Here is a 17,597-nt window from a genome sequence, read left to right on the forward strand (position 1 = left end):
CAACATGATTGATTTATATATTAAACGGATTGTGATTCACCAATTCACACCCAACGACACTGACCTAATCTTGTCAGACCAACCGTTGACTCTGACGCCGCGAATTGATGAGTATTTTCGCAAAAAACTCAGTAAAGTCTTTTCAGACGAAGCCAAGCGTGGCACTTTTTCTAAGGACAATGTCTTTTGGAGCTATCTCACCGATGATTTGCTGGAATCATCGGTTCAGATTGCCCAGCTTTGGAAAGAAGAATTTGTCTTGTCTGACAACCAAAAAGTCAATGACCTCATTTTCATTCAATTTGACAAGGATGGCATGGAGCACTTTGCTTTTTTGCGGGTTGCTTTGAAAGAAAATTTCACACATATTTCAAGCGATAATGATAATCCTTTGAAAATCACGCAAAACAATCTGCCAACGGCTGCACAAGTACCTGATGAGGCCTTGATTGTCAACCGTCAAAATCGCAATTACTATCTTATCGAGAAGCGAATTAAGCATAATGGCAGTTTTGCTCATTATTTTTCAGAAAATCTCTTGCAAGTTCAGCCTGAACAATCTGTGAAAAAATCCATTAAAATGGTGGAACAGACTGCTCAGAAAATCGCTGAAAATTTTCAGCAAGATGACTTTGCTTTTCAATCGAAAATGAAAGCAGCTATCCATAAAAACTTGGAAGAAGAGGAGTTGTCGCCTGAAAAGCTAGCTGACCAATTGTTTGATAGCAACCTGACTGCCCGTCTGACCTTTGTGGATGAATTGAAAGAAAGCATTCCAGAACCTATTCAACTATCAGATATTGACCATTCGCGTCAGAGTAAAAAACTGGAAAATCAGAAACTCTCACTTTCAAATGGCATTCAACTCATTGTTCCCAATAATGTCTATGAGGATGCCGAGTCAGTCGAATTTATTCAAAACCCAAATGGAACCTATTCCATCCTAATCAAAAATATAGAGGATATTCAAAATAAATAATGTTTAAATGTATCAGACGTTTGGTTATACTTGGGCTTGTTTTCTTTGCTGGCTTTCAAATTCACGACACTTATGTCAACGTACATAATGTCTTGCAATATAAAACTATGGTGAAGGAGATTTTGGCGACCAATGACACCACTGCCAATGTTGACTTGGTTTTGGCCATGATTTACACGGAAACCAAGGGCAGTGATGGGGACGTTATGCAATCCAGCGAAAGCACCTCAGGAGTTGCCAATTCCATTACGGATAGCCAAACCAGTATCCGTCAGGGCGTCACTCTCTTGTCTAAAAACCTTACCTTAGCTGAGGAAAAGGGCGTGGATGTTTGGACGGCAGTGCAAGCCTACAATTTTGGAACGGCTTATATTGATTATGTTGCTAATCATGGTGGTAAGAGTACCATTGCATTAGCCACTGAATATTCCAAAAATGTCGTTGCTCCCAGTCTTGGAAACACCACTGGGGAAAGTTATTTTTACCACCACCCTATAGCACTCATATCTGGAGGAAAATTGTACAAAAACGGTGGTAATATCTATTACTCACGCGAAGTTCATTTCAATCTCTATCTGATTGAGTTGATGAGCTTGTTTTAACATATGTTTTAGAAAGTAGAAAATGAAAGCATTAGGACAGTATTTTAAAGGGTACCTGAAAGAGACAATCTTGGGGCCCCTTTTTAAATTATTTGAAGCTTCTTTTGAACTGTTAGTTCCCATTATTATTGCTAGAATCGTTGATACCATCATTCCCCACCATAATAAGCCACAGTTGTATGCCATGATTGGCTTGCTCTTTTTTTTGGCTATTGTAGGTGTAATCGTTGCTATTACAGCCCAGTATTTCTCATCAAAAGCTGCCGTCGGCTACACCCGTCAGCTCACGCAGGATTTGTTTAAGAAAATCATGAGTTTGAGTAAGGAGGACCGTGATCGCATAACCGCTTCTAGTTTGATTACGCGTCTAACCAGTGATACTTATCAGATTCAGACAGGTATTAACCAATTTCTACGCCTCTTTTTACGCGCACCTATCATTGTCTTTGGGTCAATTATCATGGCCTTTACCATTAGCCCAAAATTGACCATTGCCTTTGTTTTGATGGTGGTCATTCTCTTTACTTTGGTCTTTGTGATGTCACGCTTGCTAAATCCCATTTATGCAAAAATTCGTCTGGCTATCGACCACATTGTGCGTCTGACGCGTCAGCAATTAGAAGGTGCTCGCGTTATCCGTGCCTTTGGACAGGTGGACAAAGAAGAAGAGGAATTCTCTGCTGCTAATCAAGGCTACACGCGCTTGCAACTTAAGGCAGGGTACTTGTCTAGCTTAGTGACCCCTTTGACTTATGTCGTGGTTAACGGCACGCTGATTATCGTGATTTGGCAGGGAAATCTATCTATCGGACAAGGTTTATTGTCACAAGGGATGTTGATTGCCTTGGTTAATTATCTCTTGCAGATTTTGACAGAATTGCTCAAGATGACCATGTTAGTCACATCGCTAAACCAATCGTTCATCAGTGCTAAACGCATGACCGAAGTGTTTGAGATGCCGTCAGAAAATTTGAATACCCCATTGCCACAAAAAACGTCTGACCTTGCTATTAGCATCAAGGACATGAGTTTCACTTACCCATCCGCAGCTGAGCCTGCCTTGTCTGATATTAACCTGGCCATCACTCCAGGAGCCTTTATCGGGGTTATCGGAGGGACAGGAGCAGGAAAATCAACCTTGGTGGAATTGCTAACGCACCTGTACACCCCACAAGAGGGAAGTTTGAACATTTTCCAAAAGCAACACTCTCCTAAAACCTTGAAAGAATGGCGTTCGTGGGTCAATGTCGTGCCGCAAAAAGCAGAGCTGTTCCAAGGAACCATTCGTTCTAATCTGACCTTTGGATTAAAAGAAAAGATTAGCGATGAACAGCTTTGGCGTGCCTTGGATATTGCCCAAGCCACTGAATTTGTTTCAGAAAAAGAAGGGCAATTGGATGCCGTGGTGGAAGCTTTTGGGCGTAATTTCTCAGGTGGGCAGCGTCAACGGTTGACCATTGCTCGCGCCTTGGTGCAAGAAGCGCCGTTCTTGATTTTGGATGATTCCACATCAGCCTTGGACTACTTGACTGAAGCCAAGCTATTGACAGCCATTCATGAAGAATTGAAGGACACCACTTTGATTCTCATCTCACAACGCACCAATAGCTTAAAAGCTGCTGACAAGGTCTTGCTCTTAGACCAAGGCAAGCAATTAGGCTTTGCGTCACATGATGACTTGTTAGCTCACAACAAGGTTTATCAGGCTATCCATTACTCACAACATTCTGAAGAAGAAGGAGGTTTAGGATGAAAGCACGCTATCAAACACAGACCACCCAACGCTTAATCAAAGATTTGTTGACACAAAGATGGCTGGTCTTGGGAGCAACCATTGGAACCCTGATGCAAGTGAGCTTGACCGTTTACCTCCCTATTCTCATCGGGGATGCGGTTGATGTTGTTTTATCACCCAATTCCATTCAACTGTTGTTGCCAATTATTGCCAAGATGATTGCCGTCGTCGGACTCAACACCTTGATTCAGTGGGTTAATCCTTTGATTTATAACCGCTTGACCTTCCAATTCGTTTACCAATTGCGGCAAAAAGTCATGGAAAAACTCAATCAAATGCCCATTGCTTATTTGGACCGCAAGAGCGCTGGCGACCTCGTCAGCCGCGTCACGACCGATTCTGAACAATTAAGCAACGGTTTGTTAATGGTCTTTAATCAATTTTTCATCGGTATTTTAACCATTGTCATTACCATTGTGGCTATGGCTGATATTGATTTGTTAATGGTTGGTCTGGTCTTGATTTTGACGCCCTTATCACTCTTTTTGGCACGTTTTATTGCCCAAAGAAGTTACCAATTGTACCAAAATCAAACCAAATCACGTGGTCAACAAACTCAGTATATCGAGGAAATGATTCGTCAGGAAAGTTTGGTCCACCTTTTAAACGCTCAAAATACCACAATCGAGCAATTTACAGGCATTAACAATACTTATGCCGATTATTCTCAAGAGGCTATTTTCTATTCTTCAACGGTGAACCCAGCCACTCGCTTTATCAATAGTTTGATTTATGCCCTCTTGTCAGGGGTTGGAGCCTTGCGCATCATGTCAGGTGCCTTCACGATTGGAGAATTGACCACCTTCTTAAACTACGTCAACCAATACACCAAGCCTTTCAATGACATTTCATCTGTCTTGTCAGAATTGCAGAGCACCTTGGCTTGTGCAGAGCGTCTGTATAGCATTTTGGATGAAAAAAGCGAACTGCTCCCAGTGAAAATAGAGCTGGACGTTGAAAACATTAAAGGGCAAATTGATTTCAAAGCCGTTTCTTTTGGTTATACCAGCCAAAAAACCTTGATTAAACATCTGGACTTGTCTATTCCGCCAGCTTCAAAAGTCGCGATTGTTGGGCCAACAGGAGCAGGGAAATCAACCCTAATCAATCTCTTGATGCGTTTCTACGAGTTAAATAGCGGCTCAATTGACTTAGACGGCGTGCCAATGTCCCATTACGACGCGGAGGCCTTACGTCACCAAATCGGAATGGTCTTGCAAGAAACGTGGCTCAAGGTTGGTACCGTCCATGATAACATTGCTTACGGAAATCCAAATGCCACAAGAGAAGAAGTCATCGCAGCAGCTAAGGCTGCCAATGCCGATTTCTTTATCCGTCAATTGCCAAACGGCTACGACACTTATCTGGCTGATGCAGGCGCTTCATTGTCACAGGGACAACGCCAATTGCTCACCATTGCCCGTGTCTTTATCAAATCACCGAAAATTTTGATTTTAGACGAAGCCACATCGTCAATTGACACACGGACAGAACTCTTGGTGCAAGAAGCCTTTGAAACCTTGATGAAAGGACGCACCAGCTTTATTATCGCCCACCGTCTATCAACCATCAAAAACGTGGATTTCATTCTCGTTATGGTTGACGGGGATGTGGTCGAATACGGTAAACACCATGCCTTAATGGCGAAAAAAGGTGTTTATTACCAAATGCAAACCGCACACGACAGTGCCTTTTAAGCCAAAATACCTCCCTCATGTTTCCCATGAGAGAGGTATTTTTTAGTTATCAGGATACTGTTTTTCAAGGATATTGCTGATTAGAATGAGCAATATCGGTTGCAGTAAAATCAGCGTCCCTGTCATGATAGCTGGTAAAAAATAATCCAATGCAATCAGCAAAACCGTGACAATTCCCAGAAAAATCATGGTTATCATCAGAGCAATGCTGCCTGCCTTTTCCTTGATAAAGGTATTGCGTTCTGTCTTGACGCTGATGCGATAAGTTGTGTCTGTTCGCATCATTTTATGGTGCAGCAAACTGAATGTAAGAAATGCTAAAAACCGCACTAAACAAAAAGATAAGCGCCATATCCATCGTTTTAGAAAAATCATTGCAAAACATCATTACAATAAGCAGGAGTGACAGGGCATAGCCAATGTACCAAATACGGTTGTTTCCCTTCATGGCAAGTCCTCCTCAATCACTAAGCGAAAGGACCTACAAGACCCCAAGTGGTACCCAAGCACTCACCGATTTTTCACCCACTGGAAAGTCCCCATAACCGTCCGCATCAATCGTGACAGGCAAAGGGTAGTGGTATAGGGCATCTTCAAAGGCTTGTCCAACCCAATTTTCCCCAACAAAAAGGCGTTTTGAGGTCGCTTTGCCATTGCTAATCACAACCGCTAGAGGATTTGGGTGCTGGTCATCGCCAAGGCAAGTCCAGCCGATGCAATTTTCCTCATCAAAATAATCCACTTCCTCGCCGTAAACCACCGTTTGACGCAGTAGAAGTAGGCGGTCAATCACATCTTTAAAGCTCTCTTGGGCAAATTCACCAGAAATGCCGTAATAATCCCCATAAAAAACACAAGGAAGTCCTGTTTGTCGCAAGAGAATGAGAGCATAGGCTGCAGGCTTAAACCACTCGGCAATCGTTGATTCTAAAGCCTGTCCACGCTGGGTATCGTGATTATCGACGAAAGTCACCGCAGAATCAGGGTGGTTTTTAACCAGCGTTCCCTCAAAAATCGTCTGCAAATCGAATTGCTCATCTTGGCTCGCGTCAAATAAATTGTGGTGCAGTCGCACATCTACCAAGTCAAAACGAAAATCCGTGCTTTCCAGATAATCCGTATTGGCTTGTTCATCGCTATTCCAAAATTCCCCAAAGACATAGAAATCATCGCCGTATTTGGCTTTCATATCGCGGATGAAATTCCCCATAAAGAAAGAATCAATGTGCTTGATAGCGTCCAAACGAAAACCTGTTATGCCAGTCGTTTCCACGAACCAGTCCGCCCAGTCGTAGATATTTTGAATGACCTCAGGGTGTTTAAAGTCCAAATCAGCGTACATGAGATAGTCGTAGTTACCGTTTTCACCATCCACCAGATTTTGGTTCGCCCAACCTTTGTTATCCCCTTGAATCTGAAAAATACCTGTCTTGCCTGTCTTGACATCGTAGTCAGTCCCAGTGAAATGGTACCAGTGCCACTCAAAAGCGTTGTATTTATGCTTTCTACCTGCAAAGGTAAAATTGGTCCAACCCTCGATTTCAAAAGGCTCGCTCAAGACCTTGGTGCGGTCCTCAGGCGACACCTCCACCACGGTAAAGACTTCCGTGTGGTCAGCAGCAGCCTTGTGATTCAAAATCACATCCGCCATAGGTTCAATGCCGTTATCTTTCAGGCTTTTAATAGTCGCTAGATAGTCAGCCTTGGTACCGTACTTAGTCCGAACGCTGCCTTTTTGCTCAAATTCTCCCAAATCAAACAAATCGTAAACACCGTACCCCACATCAGCCGAGTGCGTTGCCTTAAAGGCAGGCGGAAGCCACATCTTCGTAATCCCTTTTTTAGCTAATTGCGGTGCAGCAGCAGCCAAGTTTTGCCAGTGCTTACCATCATCAGGCAAATACCATTCAAAATACTGCATTAAGGTTTCATTTGTCATAAAAATAAATCTCCTAAAAAGAAAAAGCTGTTTCTTCCATTGTACCAAAAAGATAAAATAACGCAACCGTTTGCGTAAAGTACAACCTTTTCTGAAATATAACATGCAACTGACAAGGCAGACTGTTTGTGGTTATTTGGGAACAATAAAAAAGCAAGAGCTCTAGAAGCCCTCACCTATGGAGATTATGAAAAAGAAAAGTTTTAGGATTTTCTTATAATATAACCAAATAATCTTAACGCCCGCTTAAAAACTTTTCAAATGTTTTGACATGAGTCAATTGACTGAAATCTAACATCCTCATGACAAAATAACTCTTTTTTCAAAAAATAGGACTTTAGACGGATGTGATTTAGGGCCACATCTTATATACTAATAGCATACCGATCCTTTTCATATTAACTCCAAACAGAACAGTTTTTAGCTGTTCTGTTTTTTTCTTACCTAAAAATAGATAATGCTAAATAAGAAAAAATATGTTACAATGGGCTATGATTACTGTTGGCGGTTTGCCGACGATATAGAAAGGGTAATAATGACTGACAAATCTACATTGACTGATGTTCAAAAAATCATTGTTCTTGATTATGGTAGCCAGTATAACCAATTAATCGCACGTCGCATTCGTGAATTTGGTGTGTTCTCTGAATTGAGAAGCCACAAAATCACAGCCGATGAAGTTCGTGAAATCAATCCAATCGGAATTGTGCTTTCTGGTGGTCCTAATTCTGTTTATGCGAACAATGCTTTTGGTATTGATGAAGCTATTTTTGAATTGGGTATTCCAATTCTTGGTATCTGTTACGGGATGCAATTATTGACTGATAAGCTCGGCGGAAAAGTAGTGCCAGCTGGTCAAACAGGTAATAGCGAGTACGGCCAATCAACACTTCGCCTAAAAGCAGAATCAAAACTTTTTGCAGATACACCAAAAGAGCAAACGGTTTTGATGAGCCACGGTGATGCCGTTACAGAAATCCCAGCAGGTTTCCACTTGGTTGGTGATTCGGCTGATTGCCCTTACGCTGCTATTGAAAACACTGAGAAAAACATTTACGGTATCCAATTCCATCCAGAAGTGCGTCACTCTGTATATGGTAACGACATTTTGCGCAACTTTGCCTTCAAAATTTGTGGGGCTAAAGGTGACTGGTCAATGGATAATTTCATCGACTTGCAAATCAACGAAATTCGCAAAAAAGTTGGTGACCGCAAAGTGCTTTTAGGACTTTCTGGTGGCGTGGACTCATCTGTTGTTGGAGTCCTTCTTCAACGCGCTATCGGCGACCAATTGACATGTATCTTCGTTGACCATGGTTTGCTTCGTAAAAACGAAGGTGACCAAGTTATGGAAATGCTTGGTGGCAAATTCGGACTTAACATCATCCGCGTTGACGCTTCAAAACGTTTCTTGGACTTATTGGCTGGCGTAGAAGACCCAGAGAAAAAACGTAAAATCATCGGAAATGAATTCGTTAGCGTCTTTGATGATGAAGCAAGCAAGCTAAAAGGTGTTGATTTCCTTGCACAAGGAACGCTATACACTGATGTCATCGAATCTGGTACAGATACTGCCCAAACCATCAAATCACACCACAACGTTGGTGGTCTTCCAGAAGACATGCAATTTGAACTTATCGAGCCATTGAATACCTTGTTCAAAGACGAAGTTCGTGCGCTTGGAACAGCTCTTGGTATGCCAGACGAAGTGGTTTGGCGTCAACCATTCCCAGGACCTGGTTTGGCTATCCGTGTCATGGGTGAAATCACTGCAGAACGCTTGGAAACTGTCCGCGAATCAGATGCCATCCTCCGTGAAGAAATCGCTAAAGCAGGTCTTGACCGTGACATTTGGCAATACTTCACTGTTAACACTGGCGTTCGTTCTGTTGGGGTTATGGGTGACGGTCGTACTTACGACTACACTATCGCTATCCGTGCCATCACATCAATCGACGGCATGACCGCAGACTTCGCTCGTATCCCTTGGGATGTCTTGCAAAAAATCTCTGTTCGTATCGTAAACGAAGTGGACCACGTTAACCGCATCGTCTACGATATTACAAGTAAACCACCTGCAACAGTAGAGTGGGAGTAGTTGTAGGAGAGCTAGAAATCCTCTTATACCAAGGGTTTCTGGCTCTTCTTATCTTTTTACTGCACTTTTATTGCACTTTTTTCATTTCTTTGTTTCGCAAGTAGTCTACAGTAAATTGATTCTTTGGTGAAGTATCATAATTTTGTTTTGCTTCTTTAAAGGAAATGGCTCCATTTAATTTGTTAGCTACCTCGAAATTACTGTTAGGATAAAGATGTCCATACGTTCCTAAAGTCGTCTCAATATCTTCGTGTCCTAGACGATCTTTAATGATAAGTGGATTTTCTCCCATACTGATTAACAAGGAAGCATGAGAATGCCGTAACCCATGGATTCTGATTCGATGGATACCAGCCAGCTTAGCATAGCGTTCAATAGCATATGATAGTGTATGTTTTTGGGTAGGAATACCGTTATAGCTCATTACAAAGTCTGTCTGAATTAGATTTTGTTGTACTTCCTTCCATTCGGATAAATAAGTTAATGTGCATTTATCTAATACAATATGACGAACGCTCGCCTTTGTTTTTGGTTCAACAAATCTATAATTCGATTGATTCTTGTAATAGAGTGTTTTGTTGATGGTTAGTACTCCTGAGTCAAAATCAATATCTTCCCATTGAATGGCAGTAGCTTCACCAATTCGCATTCCAGTCATAAATAAAAACCACAGAGAGATAAATAAAAAGTGTTGATAGTAATCTTCTTTGTAAATTAGAGAGATTACTTTTTCAAATTCTTCTTTTGTCCAAAATTCAATTTTAGACTTTTGCTTTTTCACATTGCCAATAATCTTAGATGGATTTGTGGTGGTTATCCCAAGGACAATTGCTCGATCCATAGCAACTGAAAATAGTCCTTGAACAGCTCTTACATAAGAAGACTTACACTTCTTTGATAATTTTAGTTGCCAATTTTGCACATCAATAGGCTCAATATCGGAAACAGCCATTTTATCAAAATAAGAGAAATGCTTCTTAATAGTTGGTAAGCGATTTTCATATGTTCTGAGCTTTACCTGTGTCTTATACCATGGAAGGAAAATTTCAAAGATATAATGTTTAAACGTCATTTTATCCTTATTCTCACTTAATTCTTCTGGTTTCATCAATAGCAGTTTCGAATATTCTTCTCTTGCTTCTTTTTTAGTAGTGAATCCACTACGATATTTTTGAATTTTTTTCCCTTTAGAATCATAACCTAGATTTGCACGAAAATAATAGGTTCCATTCTTTGCTTTTTTTATTGGGTCTTTAACCATAGTTTTTACTCCTTACTGTGCAAAAACTACTCAGACCTGTTTTCATTTGAAAACCGAATTCCTAGAATTTCTTCAACAGCTTCACGAGGGACTCTATCTAGCTTTCGAGATTGATAGTAGATATGCCCTTTTGTAATCATCAATTCTTTTGCTTTTTTTATGATGTCTGCTGAAAAAGAAGTTCCATATCCTAGCTCAACTAAATCCTTTTTTGTGACCGTTATCATTATTACTCCTTTCCCAATTATAGGCTAGGAAAACTCCAATATTCACCTATAATTATATCAAATAGTTTTATAATAATACACTGACAAGAGAAGAATATCTTAGCAATCGAACAGCTCTAGCAAAGCTCACAGGAATTTCACTTCTGCATGGTTCTCATGTAGCCGTACCCATTGCCTGTGACGCTTCTAACGCTCGGACTATGGCTATACGGGAGTATCATTATCACGATAAGAAAGTCATGGCAGCAATCCTGCTAAAGATTACTTTCGAATTACTAACATGAATCGCTCACTAATTTTGTAGGTCATGGCGTGTTAGTTCATCAGCTCTTTTCTTACCGAAACGTATTCGATTGCCTTTATTTGGTTGTCAAAGAACGTTTGGCTTGTTAGCCTATCAAAACCTACTGAACACACAATATGCTTTGATGGAATAACAAACCTCCCAAATCGGGAAGCGTGGATACGATTCGACACGCTTCCACGAAAAAATGGGACTATTTAATTTCGAACGATAAAATCTTAGAGATGAGTTTCGTTTCCATTCTGCCACGTAGGGTTTCATCAATAACCATATGAGAATTTCCATATTCGTCTGTCATGCGACGTAATGAACGTTTTGAGGTATACCCTCGATAATGTTTAACAATCTGATTAATTGCTTCCACGTCGCCATCTGTCGCCTTTACAATGAGGGGGAAGGGGACCCTTGGATAGGCTGTTTTCATTCTTTACACTCCTTCATGAATTCTTTAATCATGGCTAGTCCACTTATTCGATGACGATAAACAGTCGAACGATTCAAATTTAGTAACTCCGCAATCTCCACATCACTCATATCCATAAAGTAATGAAGTAAAATAATGTTCCGTTTTTTCTCTGAAAGATGACGCAGGGCTTCACTTAATAAATCACTTTCAACATTGATTCTTAATCCAAATAATTTAAATAGTTGGAAATCAGTGACGTACGTATCAACAGTAGAAAAAGAGTTGACAAGGTAGTTATCTATATCAGAAAACGAGACTTCTTTTGCTGATAGTCTGTCTAGATGTTTGAAGTAATCTTTTCGTTCATCTTCAATAACTTGTTTGCAGATATAGTCAAACTGATTTTCTATGGTTTCTTGAAAAGAAGATGGTTTCATGCTTTTCACCCCCTTTCTGTCGTGAAAGGGAGTGGCATGTGCTTCTTTATCTCCCTTCATACTAAGCCCCGACACGAAAGGGGGATTTGTTGCATAAATGAAGAGAAATCCTAAAAGATATTTATTAAGTGACCAAAAAAGCACATAAACAGATTGTTTTCTCTGTTCATATGCTTTGATTTTTCTATCTATGTAATCTGCAAAACCACATTGATGGTCATATCTATCCAGTACAGGTGGATAAGTTTTTTTGATAAGAACTTAATTAAGAGAACTAGATGACAGATTATCTTTCTCATGGCGACTTTTCCCTCCATTAAGTCGCCAATTTTATCTACTTTCTAGGAGTATGACTAAATTTTATAAAGTTGTATAGGTAAATAAAATCAGCGACCTTTCTATTTGAAATTGGATTCATCGCATTAATAAATTCCACAGTGTTCTATAGGAACTCATAAACTATATAACATGTTTTTCTATACCTGTTTATGGTTATATAGGAACAGTAAAATGTATAGAGGTGATTTAGTATGCGTAAAAAAGAAGATAAATACGATTTTAGAGCCGTTGGTTTAGCGATTAAAGAGGCTCGAATGAAACGGGGTCTCACTCGTGAACAAGTGGGAACAATGATTGAAATTGACCCACGTTATTTAACAAATATAGAAAACAAAGGACAACACCCAAGTACACAAGTGCTGTATGATCTTGTATCATTACTCCATGTATCTATTGATGAATTTTTCTTACCTACAGATAATTTGATTAAAAGCACTCGAAGGTTACAGGTAGAAAAATACATGGATAGCTTTACAGACAAAGAACTATCCTTAATGGAAGCACTAGCAAAAGGTATCAATGAAGCAAGAAATATTGAAGGCTAGTCAGTAAAATTCAGATAAACAAAAAGAGCCGATAAGATGAGAGTTACGGGCAAACAGGTGTCCCTTTTGATGACTACGACTACCATTTACCGAAAAGATACGAAGATAAAAAAGTGTTGGTAAAGAAATACGATATTCTCAAACCCACTCGCTGTTTAATCGAAGAAAATCAACGCTATTTACGGATTGAACAGGAAGATACCACTACTTATGTGGCGTATTTTACAATTAATAGTATTGTTGGTGAATTGGATTTCCCTAATAGTGAAATTTTTTATTACCAGCAACAGCAGTTTACTTTCCCCGTTGATACCAGTATGAATGTTGAAATTGTCGCCAATAAAAAAGCCTTATCTACCGTTCGCAATAAAAAGAAAGAACTGAAAGATTTAGATAGCCACGCATGGGAAAGCGACAACGAAACCAGTACTAATGTGGTGGACGCTTTAGAATCTGTCGATGAATTAGAAAGTAATTTAGACCAAACCAAAGAATCTATGTACAAACTAAGCTATGTGGTACGGGTATCGGCAAAGAATTTGGACGAGCTGAAACAACGTTGTGATGAAGTAAAAGATTTTTATGATGATCTGTCTATCAAATTAGTACGACCTTTTGGCGATATGCTAGGCTTGCATAATGAATTTATTCCCTCAAGCAAGCGATATATCAATGACTATATTCAATATGTCACGTCGGATTTTTTGGCTGGTCTTGGTTTCGGTGCTACACAAATGATTGGTGAAAATTCTGGTATTTACGTCGGTTACAATCTCGATACAGGCAGAAATATTTATCTCCAACCTAGCCTTGCAAGTCAAGGAATTAAAGGCTCTGTAACAAATGCATTAGCGTCCGCTTTTATTGGTTCATTAGGTGGCGGAAAATCATTCTCTAACAATATGCTGGTCTATTATTCAGTACTCTTTGGCGGACAGGCAACCATTGTTGACCCAAAAGCTGAACGTGGTGAATGGAAAGAAACCTTACCTGATATTGCCCATGAAATCAATATTGTTAATCTCACGAGTGAGAACGACAATAAAGGGTTACTTGACCCTTATGTGATTTTAAAACTCCCGAAAGATTCAGAAAGCCTTGCCATTGATATTCTCACGTTCTTAACAGGTATTTCCAGCCGAGATAGCGAGAAGTTTCCTGTCCTGCGTAAAGCTATTCGGAGTGTAACTCAAAGCAAACAACGAGGGTTGTTATTGGTGATTGATGAATTGCGAAAAGAAGATACGCCCATCAGCAATAGTATTGCTGACCATATCGAAAGCTTTGTCGATTATGATTTTGCCCATCTGTTATTCAGTGATGGCAGTGTCACCCAATCCATTAGCTTGGAAAAACAACTCAATATTATTCAAGTGGCAGATTTGGTCTTACCCGATTCCAATAGCTCTTTTGAAGAATACACTACCATGGAATTATTAAGTGTGGCAATGCTGATTGTCATTAGTACCTTTGCTTTAGACTTTATCCACTCTGACCGTTCCATTTTTAAAATTGTTGACCTTGATGAGGCTTGGAGTTTTTTACAAGTGGCACAAGGAAAAGCTCTATCTATGCGATTGGTTCGAGCAGGACGTGCCATGAATGCAGGGGTCTATTTCGTTACTCAAAACGCGGACGATTTACTAGATGAAAAGATGAAGAATAATATTGGCTTGAAATTTGCCTTTCGTTCCACTGACCTAGTGGAAATCAAAAAGACCTTAGAATTTTTTGGTGTGGACAAGGAAGATGAAAACAATCAGAAACGCTTACGTGAATTAGAAAATGGACAATGTTTAGTTTCAGACATCTATGGTCGTGTAGGGGTTATGCAGTTTCACCCGATTTTTGAAGAGTTGCTTCATGCCTTTGATACCAGACCGCCTGTGCGAAATGAGGTGGAAGAATGACACAAAAACAAAAGAAATTTCTTCACTATAGTTGGATAACGCTCCTTTGTGTGGGCGTTATTTTACTTTTATTAGGCACGCTGGGCAATGCAGTACAAGCGACAGGCTTAGTTGATGAAACCATTGATACAAGCAATGAATACTCCAAGTATGGTTTGAATCAATATCAGCTTGATTATTATGTGGACAATAGCTGGGGCTGGCTTCCATGGAATTGGAGTGATGGCATAGGACAATCGGTGATGTATGGATTGTATGCCATTACTAATTTTATTTGGACAATTTCTCTTTATCTATCGAACGCCACAGGTTATTTGGTGAAAGAAGCCTATGCCTTAGATTTCATTAGTCAAACATCCCAAGCAATTGGCGAAAACATGCAGACGATTGCAGGCATTACACCGAATGGCTTTTCCAGTTCAGGGTTTTATGTCGGTTTCCTCCTTCTTTTTATTCTCATTGTTGGAATCTATGTTGCCTATACAGGATTGGTTAAGCGAGAAACGACGAAAGTGATACGAGCTGTTTTAAACTTTGTCGTGGTGTTTATTCTATCGGCTTCCTTTATTGCGTATGCACCCGATTATATTGCGAAAATCAATGATTTTTCCAAAGATGTCAGTACCGCCAGTCTGAATATTGGGACAAAAATTGTTCTTCCTAACACGGATAGTCAAGGGAAAGACAGTGTGGACATGATACGTGACAGCTTATTCTCTGTTCAAGTAAAGCAACCATGGCTATTGCTTCAATATGGCTCCACTGATGTAGAAGCGTTAGGGGAAGAACGTGTGGAAAGTTTATTGTCTACCAGTCCAGATACAAACAATGGTGAAGATAGAGAAAATGTAGTGATTGAAGAAATTGAAGATCATGACAATACCTATTTAACCCTACCGAAGACGATTTCCAGATTAGGAACAGTCTTCTTTTTGTTTGTATTCAATATTGGTATCTCGATTTTTGTTTTCCTTCTAACAGGAATCATGATTTTTTCGCAAGTGCTATTTATTATTTTCGCTATGTTTTTGCCAATCAGTTTCCTATTAAGTATGTTGCCGAGTTTTGATGGCATGGGCAGGCATGCCATTACCAAGTTATTTAATGTGATTATGACAAGGGCTGGTATTACCTTGATTATTACCGTTGCCTTTAGTATTTCCACTATGCTTTATTCGCTGTCAGCAAGTTCTCCCTTTTTCATGATTATGTTTTTACAAATTGTGACCTTTGCAGGGATTTATTTTAAACTGGGCGATTTAATGAGCCTATTCTCTTTACAAAGCAACGACTCTCAAAACATGGGCAGACAAGTGTTTCGCAGACCTCGTCAAATGATGAATCGACAAACCAGAAGATTTCAACGCAGTATGAGTAAGATTTTTCGTGGAAAAGCAGGGTCAACGAAGCAAAAGACAATGACAACAAAGCAGAATCAAACCAATAAAGCTAACCATACTCGTCAAAATGAACGGACTACACCAAAGAAAGAAACAGCACTTTCCAATGTGAAAAAGCAACAAGGCGGTATCGGGCAACGATTAGGTGAAAAGACAGCCCATGTATTGGACACGAAAAATCGTCTAGTCAATAAAAGAAAGCAGGCAAAACAACAGATACAGGCGACACCAACCCATGTCAAATATGCCCTTCATCAAGGAAAAGAGAATGTCACTCATAATGTAACAGACTTTAAACAATCTATGGCAGATACCAAAGCTCAACGCAAACAACAGCGTATGAACCAGCAGGAGCAAAAACGAAAGAACATTGCTCAAAAGCGTTTGGAGCTGGATAAAGCAAAAGAAAAAAGACGAAAAGAAAACCCATCATCTCCTGTTCAGAATAACCAGCAGCATGTTCGCAAGCGTCAGCAAACCGTCACGCCTGTTTTGTCACAAAACACTAAACGTGAAAATCATCAGCGACCATTGAAAAAAGAGCAAAAACAAAAGACACCACCGAAGCAATTCAATCAGAGGAAGCTAAATAAAAGAACGGATAAGCGAGGACAACAAACATGAAGCTAAAAATAACAGTGATTTGTAGTGTGGTCTTCTCTCTCTTCTTTTTTCTCTTATTATTCCTAGTCATTTTCTTTGCAGATGATACGGACAGTGGCGAAAACAACAAGGATTCTTCTATTCCAGAAGGCGGTGTGACCGTTTCACCAGAAGTGTTGGCACACCGTCCGTTGATTGAAAAATATGGTAAGGAATATGGGATTGAAGACTATGTTTCTTATATCTTAGCCATTATGCAAGTGGAATCGGGCGGTACAGCAGAAGATGTTATGCAAAGTTCCGAATCTTTGGGTTTACCGCCCAACAGTTTGAGTACCGAAGAGTCCATCAAACAAGGGGTTAAATATTTCAGTGAATTATTAACCAGTGCAGAACAACAAGGAGTGGATATAGATTCTGTTATCCAATCTTATAATTATGGCGGTGGCTTTTTAAATTATGTGAGGAGTCATGGGAAAAAATATACCTATGAATTAGCCGAACAGTTTTCTAAAGAGAAGTCGGGTGGTCAAAAAGCAGACTATCCCAATCCCATAGCCATACCTGTGAATGGTGGTTGGCGATATAACTATGGAAATCAGTTTTATGTTCAGTTGGTTTCACAATACCTAACCGACACTTCCCCAACAGAATTTGATGATGAAACCGTGCAAGTCATTATGGACGAAGCCTTGAAATACGAAGGGTTTCCCTATGTCTTTGGAGGGGCGTCGCCTACCACCTCTTTTGATTGTAGTGGCTTAATACAATGGGTGTATGACAAAGCTGGCATTTCTCTCCCTCGTGTCGCCCAAGATCAGTATGACGCTACGCAAGAAATCTCTATGGAAGAAGCCCAAGCAGGCGACCTTATCTTCTTTCATTCAACCTATAATGCAGGCACATATGTGACTCATGTGGCGATATATTTAGAGGGAAATCGCTTTTATCATGCAGGCGACCCAATCGGTTATGGCGACTTAAGCAGTCGTTATTGGCAAGACCATCTGATTGGGGCTAGACGTGTTATTCATAACTAAGAAAGGAATGAATCA

General features: G+C 40.0%; 15 protein-coding genes and 1 pseudogene. 9 read left to right on the top strand and 7 right to left on the bottom strand.

What is annotated here, in order from left to right; all coding sequences use genetic code 11:
* Positions 1-4 precede the first annotated feature (4 nt).
* Genes ACFORE_RS04035 through ACFORE_RS04050 form a run of 4 tightly spaced genes read left to right on the top strand, consistent with a single transcriptional unit; the run spans position 5 to position 5,073 of the window.
* Complete coding sequence (locus ACFORE_RS04035) at positions 5-979, top strand: nucleoid-associated protein (RefSeq protein WP_168260790.1); 975 nt, start codon at positions 5-7, stop codon at positions 977-979.
* On the top strand, positions 979-1,581 hold the full coding sequence (locus ACFORE_RS04040) for a lysozyme family protein (protein ID WP_154454316.1): 603 nt from the start codon (positions 979-981) through the stop codon (positions 1,579-1,581). Before ACFORE_RS04035 ends, ACFORE_RS04040 begins: the two co-directional genes overlap by 1 nt.
* A gap of 22 nt (positions 1,582-1,603) precedes the next feature.
* On the top strand, positions 1,604-3,334 hold the full coding sequence (locus ACFORE_RS04045) for an ABC transporter ATP-binding protein (RefSeq protein ID WP_204984341.1): 1,731 nt from the start codon (positions 1,604-1,606) through the stop codon (positions 3,332-3,334).
* Entirely contained in the window at positions 3,331-5,073 is a 1,743-nt protein-coding gene (locus ACFORE_RS04050; RefSeq protein WP_264879331.1) for an ABC transporter ATP-binding protein, read from the top strand. The genes ACFORE_RS04045 and ACFORE_RS04050 overlap by 4 nt, the downstream gene beginning before the upstream one ends.
* Positions 5,074-5,115: 42 nt before the next feature.
* Here the strand turns inward: ACFORE_RS04050 and ACFORE_RS04055 are convergent, their stop codons facing one another.
* Genes ACFORE_RS04055 through ACFORE_RS04065 form a run of 3 tightly spaced genes read right to left on the bottom strand, consistent with a single transcriptional unit; the run spans position 5,116 to position 7,012 of the window.
* Positions 5,116-5,355 (bottom strand): hypothetical protein, encoded by a 240-nt coding sequence (locus ACFORE_RS04055; protein WP_300773581.1) that lies wholly within the window; start codon positions 5,353-5,355, stop codon positions 5,116-5,118.
* A gap of 4 nt (positions 5,356-5,359) precedes the next feature.
* Entirely contained in the window at positions 5,360-5,521 is a 162-nt protein-coding gene (locus ACFORE_RS04060) for a hypothetical protein (RefSeq protein WP_239472444.1), read from the bottom strand.
* A 33-nt stretch (positions 5,522-5,554) separates the two neighbouring features.
* Positions 5,555-7,012, bottom strand: a complete 1,458-nt coding sequence (locus tag ACFORE_RS04065) for an alpha-amylase (protein ID WP_168260793.1) — start codon at positions 7,010-7,012, stop codon at positions 5,555-5,557.
* Positions 7,013-7,547: 535 nt separating this feature from the next.
* Between ACFORE_RS04065 and guaA the strand changes: the two genes are divergently transcribed.
* Positions 7,548-9,110: a glutamine-hydrolyzing GMP synthase gene (gene guaA, locus ACFORE_RS04070; RefSeq protein WP_298192772.1), complete on the top strand. Its 1,563-nt coding sequence runs from the start codon at positions 7,548-7,550 to the stop codon at positions 9,108-9,110.
* A gap of 67 nt (positions 9,111-9,177) precedes the next feature.
* Here guaA and ACFORE_RS04075 read toward each other — a convergent pair whose 3' ends face one another.
* The 4 genes from ACFORE_RS04075 to ACFORE_RS04090 form a co-directional block, all read right to left on the bottom strand.
* The gene (locus tag ACFORE_RS04075) at positions 9,178-10,371 is read right to left on the bottom strand and encodes a site-specific integrase (protein WP_000237797.1); all 1,194 of its coding nucleotides are present in this window, start codon (positions 10,369-10,371) and stop codon (positions 9,178-9,180) included.
* Positions 10,372-10,397: 26 nt separating this feature from the next.
* Positions 10,398-10,598 carry a DUF3173 family protein gene (locus ACFORE_RS04080; RefSeq protein WP_000633907.1) on the bottom strand — a complete coding sequence of 67 codons (201 nt, stop codon included), beginning with the start codon at positions 10,596-10,598 and terminating at the stop codon, positions 10,398-10,400.
* Between the two features lie 497 nt (positions 10,599-11,095).
* Positions 11,096-11,326 carry a helix-turn-helix domain-containing protein gene (locus ACFORE_RS04085; protein WP_000845143.1) on the bottom strand — a complete coding sequence of 77 codons (231 nt, stop codon included), beginning with the start codon at positions 11,324-11,326 and terminating at the stop codon, positions 11,096-11,098.
* Positions 11,323-11,745, bottom strand: a complete 423-nt coding sequence (locus tag ACFORE_RS04090) for an RNA polymerase sigma factor (protein WP_000804879.1) — start codon at positions 11,743-11,745, stop codon at positions 11,323-11,325. The genes ACFORE_RS04085 and ACFORE_RS04090 overlap by 4 nt, the downstream gene beginning before the upstream one ends.
* Positions 11,746-12,275: 530 nt before the next feature.
* On the opposite strand from ACFORE_RS04090, the gene ACFORE_RS04095 reads away from it, so the two are divergent.
* The 4 genes and pseudogenes from ACFORE_RS04095 (at position 12,276) to ACFORE_RS04110 (ending at position 17,582) form a co-directional block, all read left to right on the top strand.
* Positions 12,276-12,629, top strand: coding sequence for a helix-turn-helix domain-containing protein (locus tag ACFORE_RS04095; RefSeq protein ID WP_001227350.1), 354 nt, complete (start codon positions 12,276-12,278; stop codon positions 12,627-12,629).
* A gap of 44 nt (positions 12,630-12,673) precedes the next feature.
* Positions 12,674-14,539, top strand: a pseudogene (gene tcpF, locus ACFORE_RS04100) (conjugal transfer ATPase TcpF); the annotation flags it as partial.
* Positions 14,536-16,563, top strand: coding sequence for a CD3337/EF1877 family mobilome membrane protein (locus tag ACFORE_RS04105; RefSeq protein WP_000192392.1), 2,028 nt, complete (start codon positions 14,536-14,538; stop codon positions 16,561-16,563). The pseudogene tcpF and the gene ACFORE_RS04105, both read left to right, overlap by 4 nt.
* Positions 16,560-17,582 carry a bifunctional lytic transglycosylase/C40 family peptidase gene (locus ACFORE_RS04110; protein ID WP_000768372.1) on the top strand — a complete coding sequence of 341 codons (1,023 nt, stop codon included), beginning with the start codon at positions 16,560-16,562 and terminating at the stop codon, positions 17,580-17,582. Before ACFORE_RS04105 ends, ACFORE_RS04110 begins: the two co-directional genes overlap by 4 nt.
* Positions 17,583-17,597 lie beyond the last annotated feature (15 nt).

This window comes from Streptococcus alactolyticus (assembly GCF_042649785.1).
Classification (GTDB): domain Bacteria; phylum Bacillota; class Bacilli; order Lactobacillales; family Streptococcaceae; genus Streptococcus; species Streptococcus alactolyticus.

Excerpts from the sequence above, each read along its gene's own strand:
- ACFORE_RS04065 (WP_168260793.1), bottom strand. The coding sequence starts at position 7,012 with ATGACAAATGAAACCTTAATGCAGTATTTTGAATGGTATTTGCCTGAT.
- ACFORE_RS04040 (WP_154454316.1), top strand. The coding sequence starts at position 979 with ATGTTTAAATGTATCAGACGTTTGGTTATACTTGGGCTTGTTTTCTTT.
- ACFORE_RS04035 (WP_168260790.1), top strand. The coding sequence starts at position 5 with ATGATTGATTTATATATTAAACGGATTGTGATTCACCAATTCACACCC.
- ACFORE_RS04095 (WP_001227350.1), top strand. The coding sequence starts at position 12,276 with ATGCGTAAAAAAGAAGATAAATACGATTTTAGAGCCGTTGGTTTAGCG.
- ACFORE_RS04090 (WP_000804879.1), bottom strand. The coding sequence starts at position 11,745 with ATGAAACCATCTTCTTTTCAAGAAACCATAGAAAATCAGTTTGACTAT.
- ACFORE_RS04045 (WP_204984341.1), top strand. The coding sequence starts at position 1,604 with ATGAAAGCATTAGGACAGTATTTTAAAGGGTACCTGAAAGAGACAATC.
- ACFORE_RS04105 (WP_000192392.1), top strand. The coding sequence starts at position 14,536 with ATGACACAAAAACAAAAGAAATTTCTTCACTATAGTTGGATAACGCTC.
- ACFORE_RS04110 (WP_000768372.1), top strand. The coding sequence starts at position 16,560 with ATGAAGCTAAAAATAACAGTGATTTGTAGTGTGGTCTTCTCTCTCTTC.
- ACFORE_RS04055 (WP_300773581.1), bottom strand. The coding sequence starts at position 5,355 with ATGCGAACAGACACAACTTATCGCATCAGCGTCAAGACAGAACGCAAT.
- ACFORE_RS04075 (WP_000237797.1), bottom strand. The coding sequence starts at position 10,371 with ATGGTTAAAGACCCAATAAAAAAAGCAAAGAATGGAACCTATTATTTT.
- ACFORE_RS04085 (WP_000845143.1), bottom strand. The coding sequence starts at position 11,326 with ATGAAAACAGCCTATCCAAGGGTCCCCTTCCCCCTCATTGTAAAGGCG.
- ACFORE_RS04060 (WP_239472444.1), bottom strand. The coding sequence starts at position 5,521 with ATGAAGGGAAACAACCGTATTTGGTACATTGGCTATGCCCTGTCACTC.
- ACFORE_RS04080 (WP_000633907.1), bottom strand. The coding sequence starts at position 10,598 with ATGATAACGGTCACAAAAAAGGATTTAGTTGAGCTAGGATATGGAACT.
- guaA (WP_298192772.1), top strand. The coding sequence starts at position 7,548 with ATGACTGACAAATCTACATTGACTGATGTTCAAAAAATCATTGTTCTT.
- ACFORE_RS04050 (WP_264879331.1), top strand. The coding sequence starts at position 3,331 with ATGAAAGCACGCTATCAAACACAGACCACCCAACGCTTAATCAAAGAT.